Annotated in this window: 10 protein-coding genes; 7 read left to right on the forward strand and 3 right to left on the reverse strand. The window is 72.3% G+C overall.

Annotated elements, in window-relative coordinates; translation table 11 throughout:
* The first annotated feature begins 67 nt into the window (after positions 1-67).
* Together P5G50_RS12950 and P5G50_RS12955 are read left to right on the forward strand one after the other, a co-directional pair.
* Positions 68-358: a DUF6504 family protein gene (locus tag P5G50_RS12950; protein ID WP_301208456.1), complete on the forward strand. Its 291-nt coding sequence runs from the start codon at positions 68-70 to the stop codon at positions 356-358.
* 81 nt (positions 359-439) lie between these two features.
* Positions 440-1,288: a DUF3097 domain-containing protein gene (locus P5G50_RS12955; protein WP_301209385.1), complete on the forward strand. Its 849-nt coding sequence runs from the start codon at positions 440-442 to the stop codon at positions 1,286-1,288.
* Positions 1,289-1,291: 3 nt separating this feature from the next.
* Here the strand turns inward: P5G50_RS12955 and P5G50_RS12960 are convergent, their stop codons facing one another.
* Positions 1,292-1,735, reverse strand: coding sequence for an NUDIX domain-containing protein (locus P5G50_RS12960; RefSeq protein ID WP_301208455.1), 444 nt, complete (start codon positions 1,733-1,735; stop codon positions 1,292-1,294).
* Positions 1,736-1,873: 138 nt separating this feature from the next.
* On the opposite strand from P5G50_RS12960, the gene P5G50_RS12965 reads away from it, so the two are divergent.
* The 3 genes from P5G50_RS12965 (at position 1,874) to P5G50_RS12975 (ending at position 7,647) form a co-directional block, all read left to right on the forward strand.
* On the forward strand, positions 1,874-2,599 hold the full coding sequence (locus P5G50_RS12965) for a hypothetical protein (protein WP_301208454.1): 726 nt from the start codon (positions 1,874-1,876) through the stop codon (positions 2,597-2,599).
* 87 nt (positions 2,600-2,686) lie between these two features.
* A complete protein-coding gene (locus P5G50_RS12970) occupies positions 2,687-4,228 on the forward strand; it encodes a DNA polymerase Y family protein (protein WP_301209383.1) in 1,542 nt (513 codons plus the stop codon).
* A gap of 29 nt (positions 4,229-4,257) precedes the next feature.
* Positions 4,258-7,647 (forward strand): error-prone DNA polymerase, encoded by a 3,390-nt coding sequence (locus P5G50_RS12975; protein ID WP_301208453.1) that lies wholly within the window; start codon positions 4,258-4,260, stop codon positions 7,645-7,647.
* A gap of 10 nt (positions 7,648-7,657) precedes the next feature.
* On the opposite strand, the gene P5G50_RS12980 is transcribed toward P5G50_RS12975, so the two are convergent.
* Complete coding sequence (locus P5G50_RS12980; RefSeq protein WP_301208452.1) at positions 7,658-8,437, reverse strand: AMP nucleosidase; 780 nt, start codon at positions 8,435-8,437, stop codon at positions 7,658-7,660.
* A 25-nt stretch (positions 8,438-8,462) separates the two neighbouring features.
* The gene (locus P5G50_RS12985; RefSeq protein ID WP_301208451.1) at positions 8,463-11,849 is read right to left on the reverse strand and encodes a VaFE repeat-containing surface-anchored protein; all 3,387 of its coding nucleotides are present in this window, start codon (positions 11,847-11,849) and stop codon (positions 8,463-8,465) included.
* 791 nt (positions 11,850-12,640) lie between these two features.
* On the opposite strand from P5G50_RS12985, the gene P5G50_RS12990 reads away from it, so the two are divergent.
* Both P5G50_RS12990 and P5G50_RS12995 read left to right on the forward strand, forming a co-directional pair.
* Positions 12,641-14,128 (forward strand): SpaH/EbpB family LPXTG-anchored major pilin, encoded by a 1,488-nt coding sequence (locus P5G50_RS12990; protein WP_301230606.1) that lies wholly within the window; start codon positions 12,641-12,643, stop codon positions 14,126-14,128.
* Between the two features lie 91 nt (positions 14,129-14,219).
* Positions 14,220-15,212 carry a class C sortase gene (locus P5G50_RS12995; RefSeq protein WP_301208449.1) on the forward strand — a complete coding sequence of 331 codons (993 nt, stop codon included), beginning with the start codon at positions 14,220-14,222 and terminating at the stop codon, positions 15,210-15,212.
* The last annotated feature ends 26 nt before the right edge of the window (positions 15,213-15,238 follow it).

The raw sequence follows: 15,238 nt of genomic DNA on the forward strand, positions 1-15,238 counted from the left end.
GTGCGGCCGTCGAGCGTTCGCCGTACACTGGTGTTCGAACATATGTTCGAGCAAGGAGGTGGTGCCGGTGACCGAGATCGACGAGGCGGTCGCCGTCTGGACGACGGACGACGGCGTCCCCACGCGCCTGGTCTGGCGCGCCACACGGTACCGCGTGAGCGACACGCCGACCGTGTGGGCGGAGGTGTGCACCTGGTGGCGGCCGTTCGGGGAGCATCGCTACGGCGTCGGAGCGCTGCCGCGTGAGATCGGCGGCTGGCGGTTCCAGGCGACCAGCGACACCGGCGACGCCCACGTGTTCGACGTGCGCCACGACGCCCGGGACCGCAGCTGGCGGCTGGTGCGCGTCTTCGACTGACGCGAGGCAGCGCACGGCCTTGCCCGACCAGGGCGAGCCTCCACCGCCTCCCCGCCCCGATCGCCTACCCTCGCTCGGGTGATGGACGACCGCTACGGGACCGACGTGCTGGCCGGCGACTGGAGGAACGCGGGGCGCAAGCCCGTTCCCGAGGTGGAGGCGGTGCGCGACCTCGTGATCGAGGAGGCCGGCACCGGCTTCTGCGGCGCGATCACCCGGCTGGAGACGCAGACGGTCGAGCTGGAGGACTACTTCGGCAAGAAGCGCGTCTTCCCGCTGAGCGCGGCGTTCCTCATCGAGGGCGAGCCGGTGCGGCTGGTCGTGCCGAAGCGGAACCAGGAGGGACGGACGCGCACGGCCTCCGGCTCCTTCGCCGTCGGCGAGCAGCGGGCCAGGGTCGCGCGGGCGAGCCGCATCTTCGTGGAGGGCCGGCACGATGCCGAGCTCGTCGAGCGGGTGTGGGGCGACGACCTCCGCGTCGAGGGCGTCGCCGTGGAGTACCTGGAGGGCGTGGACGACCTCGACGCGATCGTGCGCGATCTCGCCCCGGACCGCCGCCGCCGCATCGGCGTGCTGGTCGACCACCTGGTGCCCAACTCGAAGGAGAGCCGGATCGCGGAGGCCGTCGCGCGCGGTCCGTACGGGCAGCACGTGCTCGTCGTGGGCCATCCGTACGTCGACATCTGGCAGGCGGTCAAGCCCGAGCGGGTCGGGCTGAAGCAGTGGCCGACGATCCCCCGCTCGGTGCCGTGGAAGCACGGGATCTGCGCCGCGCTCGGCCTGCCGCACGAGACGCAGGCCGACATCGCGCGCGCCTGGAAGCGCATTCTCGGTCAGGTGCGCACGTACGCCGACCTGGAGCCGCAGCTGCTCGGGCGCGTGGAGCAGCTGATCGACTTCGTGACCGAGCCGGAGGCGGGTCCGCGCTAGCCGCTAGGCGTCGCCCCAGCCGTATTCGGTGTAGGTCTCGCCGCGGGCGAGCGCCTCGAGGGCGTTCCTGATGACCGGGACCACGTCGGCGGGAAGCTCGTCGAGCGGCGCCCAGAGCAGCTCGCTCGCCTTGTCGGGTTCGGCGATGCGCGGCCGCATTCCCCGCGCGAGTACGGCGGCGAAGACGAAGTCGACGTACGCCAGCCCGTCGGCGATGCCGTGCTGCACGAGCACCATGCGCACGGCGTCGGCGGGGAGGTCGAGGCCGAGCTCCTCGCGGGTCTCGCGCAGCAGCGCGGCGGTCGCGGACTCCCCCGGCTCGATGTGGCCGGCGGGGAGGGCGAGCTCCCCGTCCCGGTACCCGGTGCCGGCGCGCCGCAGCAGCAGGACGCGCCCGCGGTCGTCGCGCAGGCACAGGTAGACGGCGGCGGGATAGGTGGCGCGCATGCGCCCATTCTGCGCCGCCGCGCCCTCCATGCGTGCCGAATCCGCGGGTGTCGGCGGCCCGGGTTACCATGTTCGCCCGACGCGTCAACGGCGGAAAAAGCATTTGCCAGATTCGAACATGTGTTCGAAAATAGAGGGGTGTCCCTCGCTGTCGCATCCGCTCCCGCACCGGTCTCCGACCGGGCGCAGCAGGGCGGCCGCGGGCAGGCCGACCGCGCCCAGGTCCACGAGCTCCAGACGCGCATCCGGCAGATGCAGGCGACCAAGCTCGAGAGCCGCACCCTGGAGACGCACCCCGCGCTCGCCCCGCTGCTGCCGGGCGGCGCGCTCAAGGCCGGCGCCGCCTACGCCGTGCACGGCTCCACCACCCTGCTGATGGCGATGCTCGCCGGTCCGAGCGCCGCCGGCGCGTGGTGCGGGGTCGTCGGCATGCCCGACTTCGGCGCCGAGGCCGCCGGGCGGTTCGGCATCGACCTGGAGCGGCTCGTCCTGGTGCCGCATCCCGGCGACCAGTGGCTGACCGTGACCGCTGCCGTCGCCGACGTGCTCAGCGTCGTGGTGGTGGCCCCGCCCTCCCGCCCCCGTGACGGCGACGTCGCCCGGCTGAGCGCCCGGCTGCGGCAGCGCGAGAGCACGCTGATCGTCGCGGGCGACTGGCCGCAGGTGGAGGCGTCGCTCACCGTCGCGCGCAGCGGCTGGGACGGCCTCGGCACCGGCACCGGCTACCTCTCGGCCCGCCGGGTCACCGTCGAGGCGGCCCCGCGCGGCGGCTCAGGTCCGCGCCGCCGCGCCGAGCTGTGGCTGCCGGCGATGGACGAGAGCTTCCGCACCTCGGGGCCCACCCGGCTGGAGGCGGTGAGCTAGGTGGCGCCCGCGACCTCCCGCTCCACCGGCTCCTCCCGCTCCACCGGGGTCACCGGCGCCGCCGCCCCCGCCGTCACCCGCGCGATCGTGCTCTGGTGCCCCGACTGGCCGGTGCTCGCCGCCCGCCAGGCGCTCGACCTGCCGGAGGAGGCCCCGCTCGCCCTGATCGACAAGGGCATGGTCTACGCCTGCTCGGCCGCGGCCCGCGCCGACGGCGTCAAGCGCGGGCTGCGGCTGCGCGAGGCGCAGGCCCGCTGCCCGCAGCTCGAGACCGCCCCGTACGACCCGGTGCTCGACGCCCGCGCCTTCGAGCCGGTGCTGGAGGCGATCGAGCAGATCACGCCGGGCGTCCAGCCGGTGCGCCCCGGCACCTGCGTGCTGCGCGCCCGCGGGCCCGCCCGGTACTACGGCGGCGAGGAGGCTGCGGCGGCCGAGCTGCTGCGCTGCCTGGAGGGACTGGGCGCTCCGCACATCCGGATCGGCGACGCCCGCGTCGGCATCGCCGACGGCCCGTACGCCGCCGAGCAGGCCGCGCGCTCGACCGGCTCCTCCCGGGTGCGGATCATCCCGGCCGGAGGCTCCCCCGCCTTCCTCGCGCCCCTCCCCGTCGCGCAGCTCGGCCTGACCGACCTCACCCCGCTGCTGCGCCGGCTCGGCCTGCACACCCTCGGCGACCTGGCCGCGCTCGCCCGCACCGACGTGCGCGAGCGCTTCGGCGAGCGCGGCGAGCACGCGCACGATCTGGCGAGCGGGCGCGACGGCGCCGCGGTGGTGCCGCGCACGCCGCCGGAGCAGCTGGAGCGCGAGATCGCGTTCGAGCCTCCGCTGGACCGGGTGGATCAGGTGACCTTCGCCGTGCGGGCGACCGCCGAGCAGTTCGTGGCGGGGCTGACGAAGGCGGGGCTGGTGTGCACGTCGCTGCGGGTGGAGGTGACCGACGACGATGGCCGGGCGAGCGAGCGCACCTGGCTGCATCCGCGGCTGTTCTCCGCGCCGGACGTGGTCGACCGGGTGCGCTGGCAGCTGCAGGGCTCCGGCGCGATCGATCCCGGGCTGGCCTCCCCGATCGCCCGGGTGCTGCTGGCGCCGGAGGCGGTGGACGACATCGGGCACCACGAGGACGGCCTGTGGGGTGGAGGTGCGGACGAGCGCATCCATCACGGCCTCACCCGGGTGCAGAGCATGCTGGGGCACGACGCGGTGCTGACGGCGGCGATCGGCGGCGGGCGGGCGCCGGCGGAGCGGCAGGTGCTGGTGCCGTGGGGCGACCGGCCGGTGGGGGTGGCGCGGTCGGACCGGCCCTGGCCGGGGTCGTTGCCGGCTCCTGCGCCGTCGACGGTGTTCGAGGTGCCGCGGCCGGTCGCGGTGCTGACGGAGGACGGCGAGCCGGTGCAGGTGACCGGGCGCGGGGAGGTGACGGCGCCGATCGCGCTGTTCTCGGCGACCGGGGCGGAGCGCGACGCGCGTCCGGTGGACTCGTGGGCGGGGCCGTGGCCGGTGCGGGAGCGGTGGTGGGATGCGGCGCGTTCGAGCGCGGTGAACCGGTTCCAGCTGGTCGACGCCGCCGGCACCGCCTGGCTGCTGATCCTGACCGGCTCGGCGTGGTTCGCGGAGGCCCGCTATGACTGAGCCGGCATCGTGGCGGGAGGTGCGCTGACATGGGCTGGAACAACCCGCCGATCCCGTGGGCCGAGTTCGAGCGGCGGCTGTCGGGTCGGCGCACGACCGAGCAGAACGACGAGCGGCCCTCCTCCCGCAAGCGGCAGAAGTACGTCGCCCGGCCGCTGGAGCCGGCCGAGCCGGCAGAGGCCCACGTCCCGTACGCCGAGCTGCACGCGCACAGCACCTTCAGCTTCCTCGACGGCGCGAGCTCGCCGGAGGAGCTGATGGAGGAGGCGACCCGGCTGGGCCTCACCGGCCTGGCGCTGACCGATCACGACGGCCTGTACGGCGTCGTCCGGCTGGCGGAGGCGGCCGAGGCGTACGACAGGGTGCAGACGGTGTTCGGCGCCGAGCTGTCGCTGTCGCTGTCGAAGCCGCAGAACGGCGAGGCCGACCCGGAGGGCTCGCACCTCGTCGTCCTCGCGCGCCGGCAGGAGGGCTACCACCGGCTGGCCGCGGCGCTCACCGCCGGGCAGCTGGCCGGTGAGGAGAAGGGGCGGCCGGTGTACGACCTCCCGTCTCTGGCCGAGCAGGCGGCCGGAGACTGGATGGTGCTGACCGGCTGCCGCAAGGGCGACGTCCGGCAGGCGCTCGCGGCGCAGGGCGAGCGGGCGGCCGAGCGGGAAGTGGCGCGGCTGGTGGAGCTGTTCGGCGCGGACAACGTGCTGGTCGAGCTGATCGACCAGGGCGGCCCGCGCGACAGCACCGACAACGACGTGCTGGCCCGCATCGCCTCGCGGCTGGCGCTGCCGGTGGTGGCGACCAACAATGTGCACTACGCCTCCCCCGCCCAGTTCCCGCTCGCGACCGCGGTGTCGGCGGTGCGCGCCCGGCGGAGCCTGGACGAGATGGACGGCTGGCTGCCCGCCGCGGGCTCCGCGCATCTGCGCAGCGGGCGGGAGATGGCCGCGCGGTTCGCGCGCTTCCCCGGTGCGGTGGAGCGCACGGCCGAGATCGCCGACGATCTCTCGTTCCGCCTCCGCAGCGCCCGGCCGAAGCTGCCGAAGCAGGAGGTGCCGGAGGGGCACACCCCGATGAGCTGGCTGCGCGAGCTGACCTGGCGCGGCGCCGCCGAGCGCTACCCCGACCTCGACCGCGACCCGGCCAAGCGGGAGCGCATCCAGCGCGAGCTCGACGTGATCGAGGCGAAGGACTTCCCCGGCTACTTCCTGATCGTGCACGACATCGTGCAGTTCGCCCGCAGCCGCGGCATCCTCTGCCAGGGCCGCGGGTCGGCGGCGAACTCCGCGGTGGTGTACCTGCTCGGGATCACCGCGGTCGACTCGATCAAGTACGACCTGCCGTTCGAGCGGTTCCTGTCGAGCATGCGCGAGGAGGAGCCGGACATCGACGTCGACTTCGACTCCGACCGGCGCGAGGAGGTCATCCAGTACGTCTACGCCAAGTACGGCCGGCACAACGCGGCCCAGGTGGCGAACGTCATCAGCTACCGGCCCAAGAACGCGGTGCGCGACATGGCGAAGGCGCTCGGCTACTCCACGGGCCAGCAGGACGCGTGGAGCAAGCAGATCGACTCCTGGGGCGCGGTGCCGACCACCGACCACGACATCCCCGACGAAGTGGTGGGGCTCGCCCAGCAGGTGCTGAAGTTCCCACGGCACCTCGGCATCCACTCGGGCGGCATGGTGCTCACCGACCGCCCGGTGGGCGAGGTGTGCCCGATCGAGCACGCCCGCATGGAGGGCCGCACCGTGCTGCAGTGGGACAAGGACGACTGCGCGTGGATGGGCCTCGTGAAGTTCGACCTGCTCGGCCTCGGGATGCTGAGCGCTCTCGACTACTCGATGCGCACCATCGCGGCCTCCCTCGGCGAGGAGTGGACGCTCGACACCATCCCGAAGGAGGAGCAGGGCGTCTACGACATGCTCTGCCGGGCCGACTCCATCGGGGTGTTCCAGGTGGAGAGCCGGGCGCAGATCGGCACGCTGCCGCGCCTCCAGCCGCGGAGCTTCTACGACCTCGTCATCGAGATCGCGCTGATCCGGCCCGGGCCGATCCAGGGCGGCGCCGTGCACCCGTACATCCGGCGCAAGCTCGGCAAGGAGCCGGTGACGTACCTCCACCCGTCGCTCGTGCCGGTGCTGGAGCGCACGATGGGCGTCCCGCTGTTCCAGGAGCAGCTCATGCAGATGGCGGTCGCGGTCGGCGACTGCACAGCGGAGGACGCCGACCTGCTGCGCCGGGCCATGGGCTCCAAGCGCGGGGTCGAGAAGATCGACGCGCTCAAGGCGAAGCTATACGACGGGATGGCGCACAACGGCATCACCGGTGAGGACGCCGACGCGATCTACTCCAAGATCGAGGCGTTCGCGAACTTCGGCTTCGCCGAGAGCCACGCGATCAGCTTCGCGCTGCTCGTCTACGTCAGCTCGTGGGTGAAGCTGCACTACCCCGGAGCGTTCCTCGCCGGGCTGCTGCGCGCCCAGCCGATGGGCTTCTACTCGCCGCGCACCCTCACCGCCGACGCCCGGCGACACGGCGTCGTGGTGCAGCGGCCCGACATCCAGCTCTCCGGGGTGTTCCCGCTGCTGGAGCCGTTACAGGAAGGCAGGGAGGCGCCCACCGGCACCGACCCGTGCCTCGAGCGCGACCAGCCTCCCGTCGCCGCCTTCGACCCGTCGGCGCCCCTCGACTTCGCCGCCCACCGCCGCGACGCCGGGCACGCGGTGCGGCTCGGACTCGCCGGGGTCACCTCCGTCGGCGAGCGGCTCGCCGAGCGCATCGTCGCCGAGCGCGAGGCGAACGGCGCATACGCGAGCCTCGCCGACCTCAACCGCCGCGTCGGCCTCACCGTCGCCCAACTGGAGGCGCTCGCCGCGGCCGGCGCGTTCGAGGGCTTCGGCCTCAGCACCCGGCAGGCGATCTGGGAGGCCGGCAACGCTGCGCAGGAGCGGGCCGAGTACCTGCCGGGCACCGTCGTCACCGTGCAGCCGCCGCTGCTGCCGATGCTCTCCCCCGCCGAGCAGCTCGCCAGCGACCTCTGGTCGACCGGCATCTCGACCGACGACCACCCCATCCGCTATCTGCGCCCCGCCCTCGCCGCGCGCGGGGTGCACACGGCCGACGCGCTCGCCGCGGGCGAGTCGGGGCGGCGCATCGAGATCGGCGGCCTGGTCACGCACCGGCAGCGCCCGGCGACCGCTGCGGGCGTCACCTTCCTCAACATCGAGGACGAGACCGGGATGGTGAACGTCGTCTGCCCGGTCGGCGTCTGGAACCGCTACCGCCGGGTCGCCAGGACCGCTCCCGCGATGATCGTGCGCGGCATTCTGGAGCGCAGCGAGGAGGGCGTGGTCAACATCGTCGCGGACCGCCTCGAGTCCCTCGAGACCGGCGTCCGCACCACCTCGCGCGACTTCCGCTGACCGCCCGTTCTCAGTCGTCCTCGAACCGCAGGTGCCGCACGCTGCGTCCGCGGCGCCGCACCAGCCGCAGCGCCTCCACGCCGATCCGGATGTGCCGCTCCTGGAACTGCGTCGTCACGCCGCGATCGCTCTCGGCCGTCTTCACGCCCTCCGGGATCATCGGCTGGTCCGACACCAGCAGCAGCGCCCCGCTCGGGATGTGGTTGGCGAACCCCGCCGCGAAGATCGTCGCCGTCTCCATGTCGACCGCCATGCAGCGGGTGCGCCGCAGGTACGTCTTGAACGTGTCGTCGTGCTCCCACACCCGCCGGTTCGTCGTGTAGACCGTCCCGGTCCAGTAGTCGTGCTGGGCGTCGCGGATAGACGTGGAGACCGCGCGCTGCAGCTGGAAGGCGGGCAGCGCGGGCACCTCGGGCGGCAGGTAGTCGTTCGAGGTGCCCTCGCCGCGGATCGCCGCGATCGGCAGCACGAGGTCGCCGAGCTGGTTCTTGCGCTTGACGCCCCCGCACTTGCCGAGGAACAGCACCGCCTTGGGCGAGACCGCGCTCAGGAGGTCCATGACCGTCGCCGCGTTCGGGCTCCCCATGCCGAAGTTGATCATGGTGATGCCGTCGGCGGTGGCGTTCGGCATCGACTTCTCCCGGCCGCGCACCTCCGTGCCGTACCACTCCGCGAACCGCTCGACGTAGTCGCCGAAGTTGGTGAGCAGCACGTGCTCCCCGAACCCCTCCAGCGGCGTGCCGGTGTACCGCGGCAGCCAGTCCCGGACGATCTCCTGCTTCTCCTTCACGCGGGCTCCCCTCTCCTTGGCATAACTACACCACGAGTCGGCGGCGGCGGAGCACGACGGCACCGATGGCGACCGCGAGCAGCAGGAGGACGCCGCTGAGACCATAGCCCCAGCCCGCGTTCGCGCCGGTGAGCGGGAGGACGATCGCGGCGGCGTCGGTGATGACCAGCCTGCTCCCGGACGCCGCCGCCTCCGGATGGAAGCCCGCCTGCTGGACCGTGATCGCCTTGCCTGCGTCGATGGTGAACGGGACCGGCTCCGCCAGCAGCGCGTGACCGGTCGGCGCCACCATCTCGACGAGCAGGTACACCGTTCCGCTCGCGAGCCCGGCGAGCCTGACCGTTCCGACGGGAACGCTCGCGTCGGCCGTGAAGGTGATCTGCCAGCCCGGGTGCGCGCTCTGGATGCGCTGGTACGCGGACACGTTCGCCGGGTTCATCCGATACCAGACTCCCGCGACGGGAGACGCATCGGGCTGCACGACCACGTGAGCCGTGGAGTCGAGGCCCGCATACGGGAACACGAGGAAGCCGGCGCCGTTCAGAGGGACGTCCGTGCCTCCGTCCGAGCCGACCTTGACCACCTCGACCGGCACCGGGACGTTCCTCACGGTGATGGTCTGGCCGCTCAGCGTCACGTTCGGGTCCGTGGACATCAACACGATGCCGCCGTCGGTGAGAACCGTGAACCGCACGGGCTGGGAGAGCGGGACGTATCCGGCCGGCGCCTTCGACTCCTTCAGCTGGTAGACGCCGGAGTCGAGCTTCGCGATGCTGAACACCCCGGGAGCGGTCGAGGTGAAGCCGGGCTGACCAGCGCAGATGACCTCGGCCACGACCTCCTTGCAGACGTCGAAGGCGGCGCCGTCGATCAGCCGCCCGGTCTCGTCGATCTTGTTGACGATGAGCGGCTTGGTCGAGAGCGTCACGGTCTGGTTGCTGTCCGAGAGGTCCTCGTGGGAGGCGACCAGCCGGCCGCTGCCATCCGTCAGCCGCTCGAACGCCACGAGGGCCGCCCCGCCGTAGCCGTCGGGCACCGTGAATTCCACGGTCACCGTGCCGGATCCGGACGCCGACGCGGTGAACGTCTTCGTCGCGACGACACCGGTGGACTGGCCGGTCGCCTTGTTCATGAGCGTTCCGCTGACCGTGTAGGTCGCACCGACGACGAGATTCGCATAAGTGACGGTATCGACGACGACCCCGCCGGCCGCGTCGAGCGTGTGATCGCCGTCCGCCTTGTCCACCGCGACCGTCGCGAGACTCGCGAGCGAGACGGTCTGCGCTGTGTCGGTGATGTCCTCGTGGGCGGCGACGAGCGTGCTCGTCGCGTCGTACACCTTCTCGAACGCCACCAGCGATTTCCCCGCATACCCCGCAGGAACGGAGAATGTCACCTCGACCGACCCCGAGCCGGAAGCGGCGGCCGTGAAGGAGGCCTGCGCGGTGATCCCGGTGGAGGTCGCCGACGCCTTGTCCATGAGCGTTCCCTTGACGGTGTACGCGGCGCCGGGGGTGAGGTTCGTATAGGACACGGTGTCCTTCACCGTGCCGCCGGTCTGCACGAGCTGGTGGTCGCCATCGACGACATCGGTCGCGACCGTGGCGATCTCGGGCGTCATCGGCAGTCTGCTCACGCAGGCGAGGCCTTTGCCGCCGGCGCCGCCGGTCGCGGTCGCATACCCGTTCTTAGGGTTGACGATCGGGTTTCCCGCCGATCCGCCGTTGATCTGGAAGCTGACGTTCGGAGCCGTCGTCGCCGGGCAGGATGCCGCTGCATCTGCGAGCTCCAGCCAGATGCCGCCTCCGCCGCCGGAGCCGCCGGCCACTCCGCCGTGGTAGTTGTTCGAGGTCGCGGCACCACCGGTGCCGCCGTTCGCCGCGAGCGTGAGCCCGGCAGCCACGGTCGCGGCACGGACCCGCATCTGACCGCCGGCGCCGCCGCCGGAGCCGGAGTGAGCGCCGCCGCCGGCGGCGCTCACGCCGTTCGCGCCGTTCGTGCGGATCTGACCGCCCGAACTCGAGATGGTCGCGAAGTCGACATACACGATGCCACCGCCGGCGCCTCCCGCGCTCGACCCGGAGTCCTGCGATCCTGTGCCGCCGCCGCCGCCCATCATGAGGAGGGGGTTGGCCGCGCTGAGTCCGTTCCTGTCGTCGGGGACGGGCTGGTTGACGGCCGTGTTCCCTGCTCCGCCCGATGCGTTGTAGGGGATGTCGCCTCCTCCGGCACCGGCGCGCCCGCCGCCGAACCAGCCGCCGCCGCCACCGCCGCCGGCACCGTCGTCGCCGCCGGCAGAATTGGAGGCGGCGCCTCCACCGCCCCCGTACGACCCGCCGCCCGCACCGGCGCTGCCCTCATTCTGGGACCAGGTGGGTGACGTGCCCGTCGGACCGCCCCGCAGGCCGTCCCCGCCGTTTCCGACGCTCCGCGTGCCGCCGCCGCCCGCGCCAACCGCGTAGGTGACGTTCTTGTAATCGTCGGTGGATCCCGCTCCGCCGCCGTCGGTTCCACCGCCGCCTCCGCCGGCACCACCGCCGCCGCCTCCGCCGCCGCCGAGCATGCCGCCGCCACCGCCGGCGCCGCCGCCCGAGCCGCCGTGCAGGTCGACCGTCCAGCCGGTGGCCGCGCCACCGTTCACACCGGCAGCGGGAACGCCGTTGCCATCGGTGGCGCCGCCGGCCGCACCGCCGCCCTTGGACGTCGCGGTCGAGCCGCCACCGCCGCCGATGCCGCCGCCGGGCGCACCGCCGGTGCCCTTGTAGCCGTCGAGCCAGGACGGGACGTCGGCAGCCTTGGAACCGCGGCCTGTCGTCTGCCCGGCTCCCGACGATCGTGCGGCGACGACGGCGCTGGTGGGCGCGTTCGCTGTGGTGAATCCGGAACCGGAGGCGTCGATGTTCTTGGTGAGGGTGAGCGTCTCGCCGGCCATGGCGATGACTCCGCCCGTCCGCCCGTCCCAGGCAGCGGCCTTCACATCCGCGCTGACCGTGGTGCCGGCCCCGCCCTGCATCCGCACGAGCTGCACGGCCTCGGCCGAGGGGCTGTAGCTCGTGGTGATGGCCGACAGGGTGATGGCCGCCCCGGCGACGGCGGTGACCGTGGCGACGTCGTAATGTCCGAAGTTCGAGCCGGGCACGGAGGGCGAGACACCGGTCATCTGGATCAGCATCACCTCATCGCCGACGGCGAAGGGCAGCCCCGATCCGCGGAGCGCCCCCGTCACGGTCACCGTCGTGCCCGACACGGCGGAGACGGCTTGATACGAGTTGATGACGCCCGAGACGGACGTGTTCGCGAAGGCGGGCGGAGTCGTGACGAAGTCAGCGGTCACCGTGCCGCCTCCGAGGACGACGCCGCAGGCGAGGGAGAGCGCCAGGCTGCGGCGCAGGTGCTTGGAGTGATGGTTCATCGACGTGTTCTCTGAGATCCCGGCGGAGCGGGCGTGGTTACGGGTGGTGCGAACGGGGGTGTGGTGACGCGATCACATGGTCATCGACATCCGCGACGAGGAGCGGGCACCCCGCCTGCGCAACGCCAGCACTCCCGCTCCGGCGGCCAGGGTTGCGGAGCGGAGCAGCCGTTTCGGATTCTTCACGAAGTCCTCCTCTTCTCAACCGCGCGCGACGACGACGGATCGCCCCGCGGGAGGGCAGAGCGGGTTCGACGTTATGCCAGCCCTTCCGCCCCGTCGGCCGCTCCACGTCGCGGTACGCGCGAGGAGCGGAGAGATACGCACCACCGCCGGTACGCGCAGATCGGTACGGGTGTTCACCTATCCGCGGCGGAGGCACCGATCGCCCCGCGTCCGGGTCCTAGGATCGGGATTCTCGCCCCGTTCGGGGGTGATCGGGCGCGCCGGTGACCCTCTCGACGGTCGTTCCGCCGGCCGCCCCGGCACCGCGGCATGGCCGGCCTGACCTACGCGGGCGATGGAGCGTGCGTACACATACCGAATATCACGTACACCGCTACGATCGCGGACGTATGTCGCGAGGGATGGGGCTGCTGCATCCCCGCGTATTCCTAGGCTCGCCACGGCCCGGAAGGTCTCGCCCGGCTGTTCGCCGGTCGATCCGCGCATCCTGACGCGCACCTGACGATCACGGCACGCACCAGTACACGAACGAGTCGAAGGAACCCCTTTGCAATCACACATCACCCGGCGGGCCGTCCAGCTCGTCGCGGCCACCGCGGCCAGCGGTGCTGGCCCTCGGAATGGCCTCGGTCGCCTCGGCCGCCGTCACTCCGTCGACGATCGACGCCACCAAGAAGGGCTCGATCACGATCCACAAGTACGAGATGCCCGCCGCGGGCCCCGGTGTGGAGGCCGACGGCGCCGACCACGGCGACCTCGCGGGTCTGACCCCGATGCAGGGCGTCGAGTTCACCATCACGAAGGTGAACAACGTCGATCTCACGACGAACGCCGGCTGGAAGACCGCGACCACCCTCACCCCCGCACAGGCGCAGAGCCAGCTGTCGGCCACGAAGTCGGTGGTCACGACCGCCAGCACGGGCATCGCCAAGGCGAGCAACCTCGACCTGGGCCTCTACTACGTCACGGAGACCAAGTACCCGGCGGGCGTCACCCCTGCCGCGCCGTTCCTGATCACCGTCCCGATGACCGACCCGGCCAACCTCGACAAGTGGATGTACGACGTCCACGTCTACCCGAAGAACTCCAAGGTCGGCGGCTCCAAGACCGTCAAGGACGCCACCGAGATCGCGATGGGCGGCCCGGTCGACTGGACCATCCTCGCCGACATCCCCGCGGGGCCGGCCACCGACGGCTACCGCATCGTCGACCCGCTGGACTCGCGGCTCACCTACTCGAAGGCCGACGTGTCGCTGACGTCGGGCGGCACGCTCACCACCTCCGACTACACGGCGACCCTCGACGCCGCCACCAACACGGTCACGATCGACGTCAACGCCGCGGGCCGCGCCAAGCTGGCCGCCGCGAAGACCGCCGACGCCTCCGCCCAGGTGAAGATCGTCCTCCACACCATCGTCAACGCCGTCAGCAACGGCATCGGCGAGGACGGTCACATCATCAACGTCGGCTGGGTCTACCCCAACCAGGCCAGCTTCGTCATCAAGCCGGGCAAGCCCGGCGAGACCACCCCGGGCACCCCGACCGACCCGAACGTCCCGACCACGCCGATCCCGGTCGGCCCGGTGGACACCAAGCTCGCCGCGATCAAGATCCACAAGCGCGCCGCCGAGAACCAGAGCATGTCGCTGGCCGGTGCCCAGTTCAAGCTCTACGCCACCGCGGCCGACGCCGCGGCGGGCACCAACCCGATCACCATCGACGGCACCAGCACGTGGACCACCGGGGCCGACGGCACCGTCTCGATCATCGGTCTGCGCCAGTCCGACTACGCCGACGCCGCCCAGCTCACCTCCACCACGGACCCGAAGTACCAGTACTTCTGGCTGGTCGAGACCAAGGCCCCCACGGGCCGTGAGCTGCTCGCCGAGCCGATCAAGACCACCGCGATGGGCCTCGGCGCCAACGCCACCACCCTCGAGATCGACAACGCCAAGCACAACGACGGCTTCACGCTCCCCTTCACCGGCTCCACGCTCAGCGCCACCCTGTTCTACGGCGCTGGCGCACTCGTCCTCGCGGGCATCGTGATCGTCCTGATCCGCGCCCGTCGCAAGACGACGCAGGAGAGCTGAGTCCGTCTCCGGACCCAGCCTCCCTCCGGGGGGAAGGCCGTACGGCCTTCCCCCCGGTCCCGTTCCCTGCCCGATGAGAGGAGTGGTGATCGTGCGAGCGACCATCGTCCGGCCCCAGGGCCTGCTGATCCGGCTGCTGCTCCTGCTCGGCGTCGCCATCGGCCTCGGCCTCATCCTTTACCCCGCCGCGGCCACCTGGTTCTCGGACCGCGCCCACGCCGCACAGCTGCAGAGCTATGCCACGACCGCCGCCGGCCTCGGCGAGGCCCGCACCAACGCCTTGCTGCGAGAGGCGGCCTCCTACAACGAGCACCTTCCCTACGGGCAGCTGCGCGATCCGTACTCGACCACGGCACCCGGCACTCCCGCGACCTCCGCCTCCACGGCGTACGCCGCCTACGCCGGCCAGCTCACGGTGGCCGGCAACCAGGTCATGTCGCGCATCACCGTCCCGGCGATCGGTCTCAGCCTGCCGATCTTCCACGGCACCAGCACGCAGACCCTCGACAAGGGTGTCGGCCACCTCTTCGGTTCCTCGCTTCCGGTCGGCGGACCGGGCACCCACGCCGTTCTGACCGCGCACTCCGGCCTCGTGGACGCGACGATGTTCACCGACCTGCACGAGCTCCGGCGCGGCGACACGTTCATCGTCACCACGCTCGGCCGGGCGCTCACCTACCGCGTCGACCGCATCGACATCGTCAAGCCCGACGACATCAGCCTGCTCCGCATCGTCCCCGGCGAGGATCACGTCACCCTCGTCACCTGCACGCCCATCCACGTGAACTCGCATCGGCTCCTGGTCCGCGGCACGCGCGTCCCCGACTCCCCGGAGACGGCCCGCAGGGTCGCGGCAGCCACCGCCCCGGACGCCGGCTTCCCGTGGTGGCTGCTCCTGCTGCTGGCGCCTCTGGCGGCCAGCGCGGTCTTCCTGCTGCTTCCACAGCGACGCACCCCCGCCTCCACCCTCCGGACGCCCGCGGGTTCCGCGGAGCCCCCGGGCGTCCTCGAACAGGCCGCCTTCCCGGCCGCACTCGTCGACACGGCGCCGACGCCCGTCCAGCCGGCGTCCCTTCGCGTATGAGACCGGCCTGAGCGGCGGCGCCCGTG

This window comes from Leifsonia williamsii, from assembly GCF_030433685.1.
Taxonomy (GTDB): Bacteria; Actinomycetota; Actinomycetes; order Actinomycetales; family Microbacteriaceae; genus Leifsonia; species Leifsonia williamsii.

Coding starts and splice junctions, on each gene's coding strand:
- P5G50_RS12985 (WP_301208451.1), bottom strand. CDS start 11,849: ATGAACCATCACTCCAAGCACCTGCGCCGCAGCCTGGCGCTCTCCCTC.
- P5G50_RS12960 (WP_301208455.1), bottom strand. CDS start 1,735: ATGCGCGCCACCTATCCCGCCGCCGTCTACCTGTGCCTGCGCGACGAC.
- P5G50_RS12955 (WP_301209385.1), top strand. CDS start 440: ATGGACGACCGCTACGGGACCGACGTGCTGGCCGGCGACTGGAGGAAC.
- P5G50_RS12975 (WP_301208453.1), top strand. CDS start 4,258: ATGGGCTGGAACAACCCGCCGATCCCGTGGGCCGAGTTCGAGCGGCGG.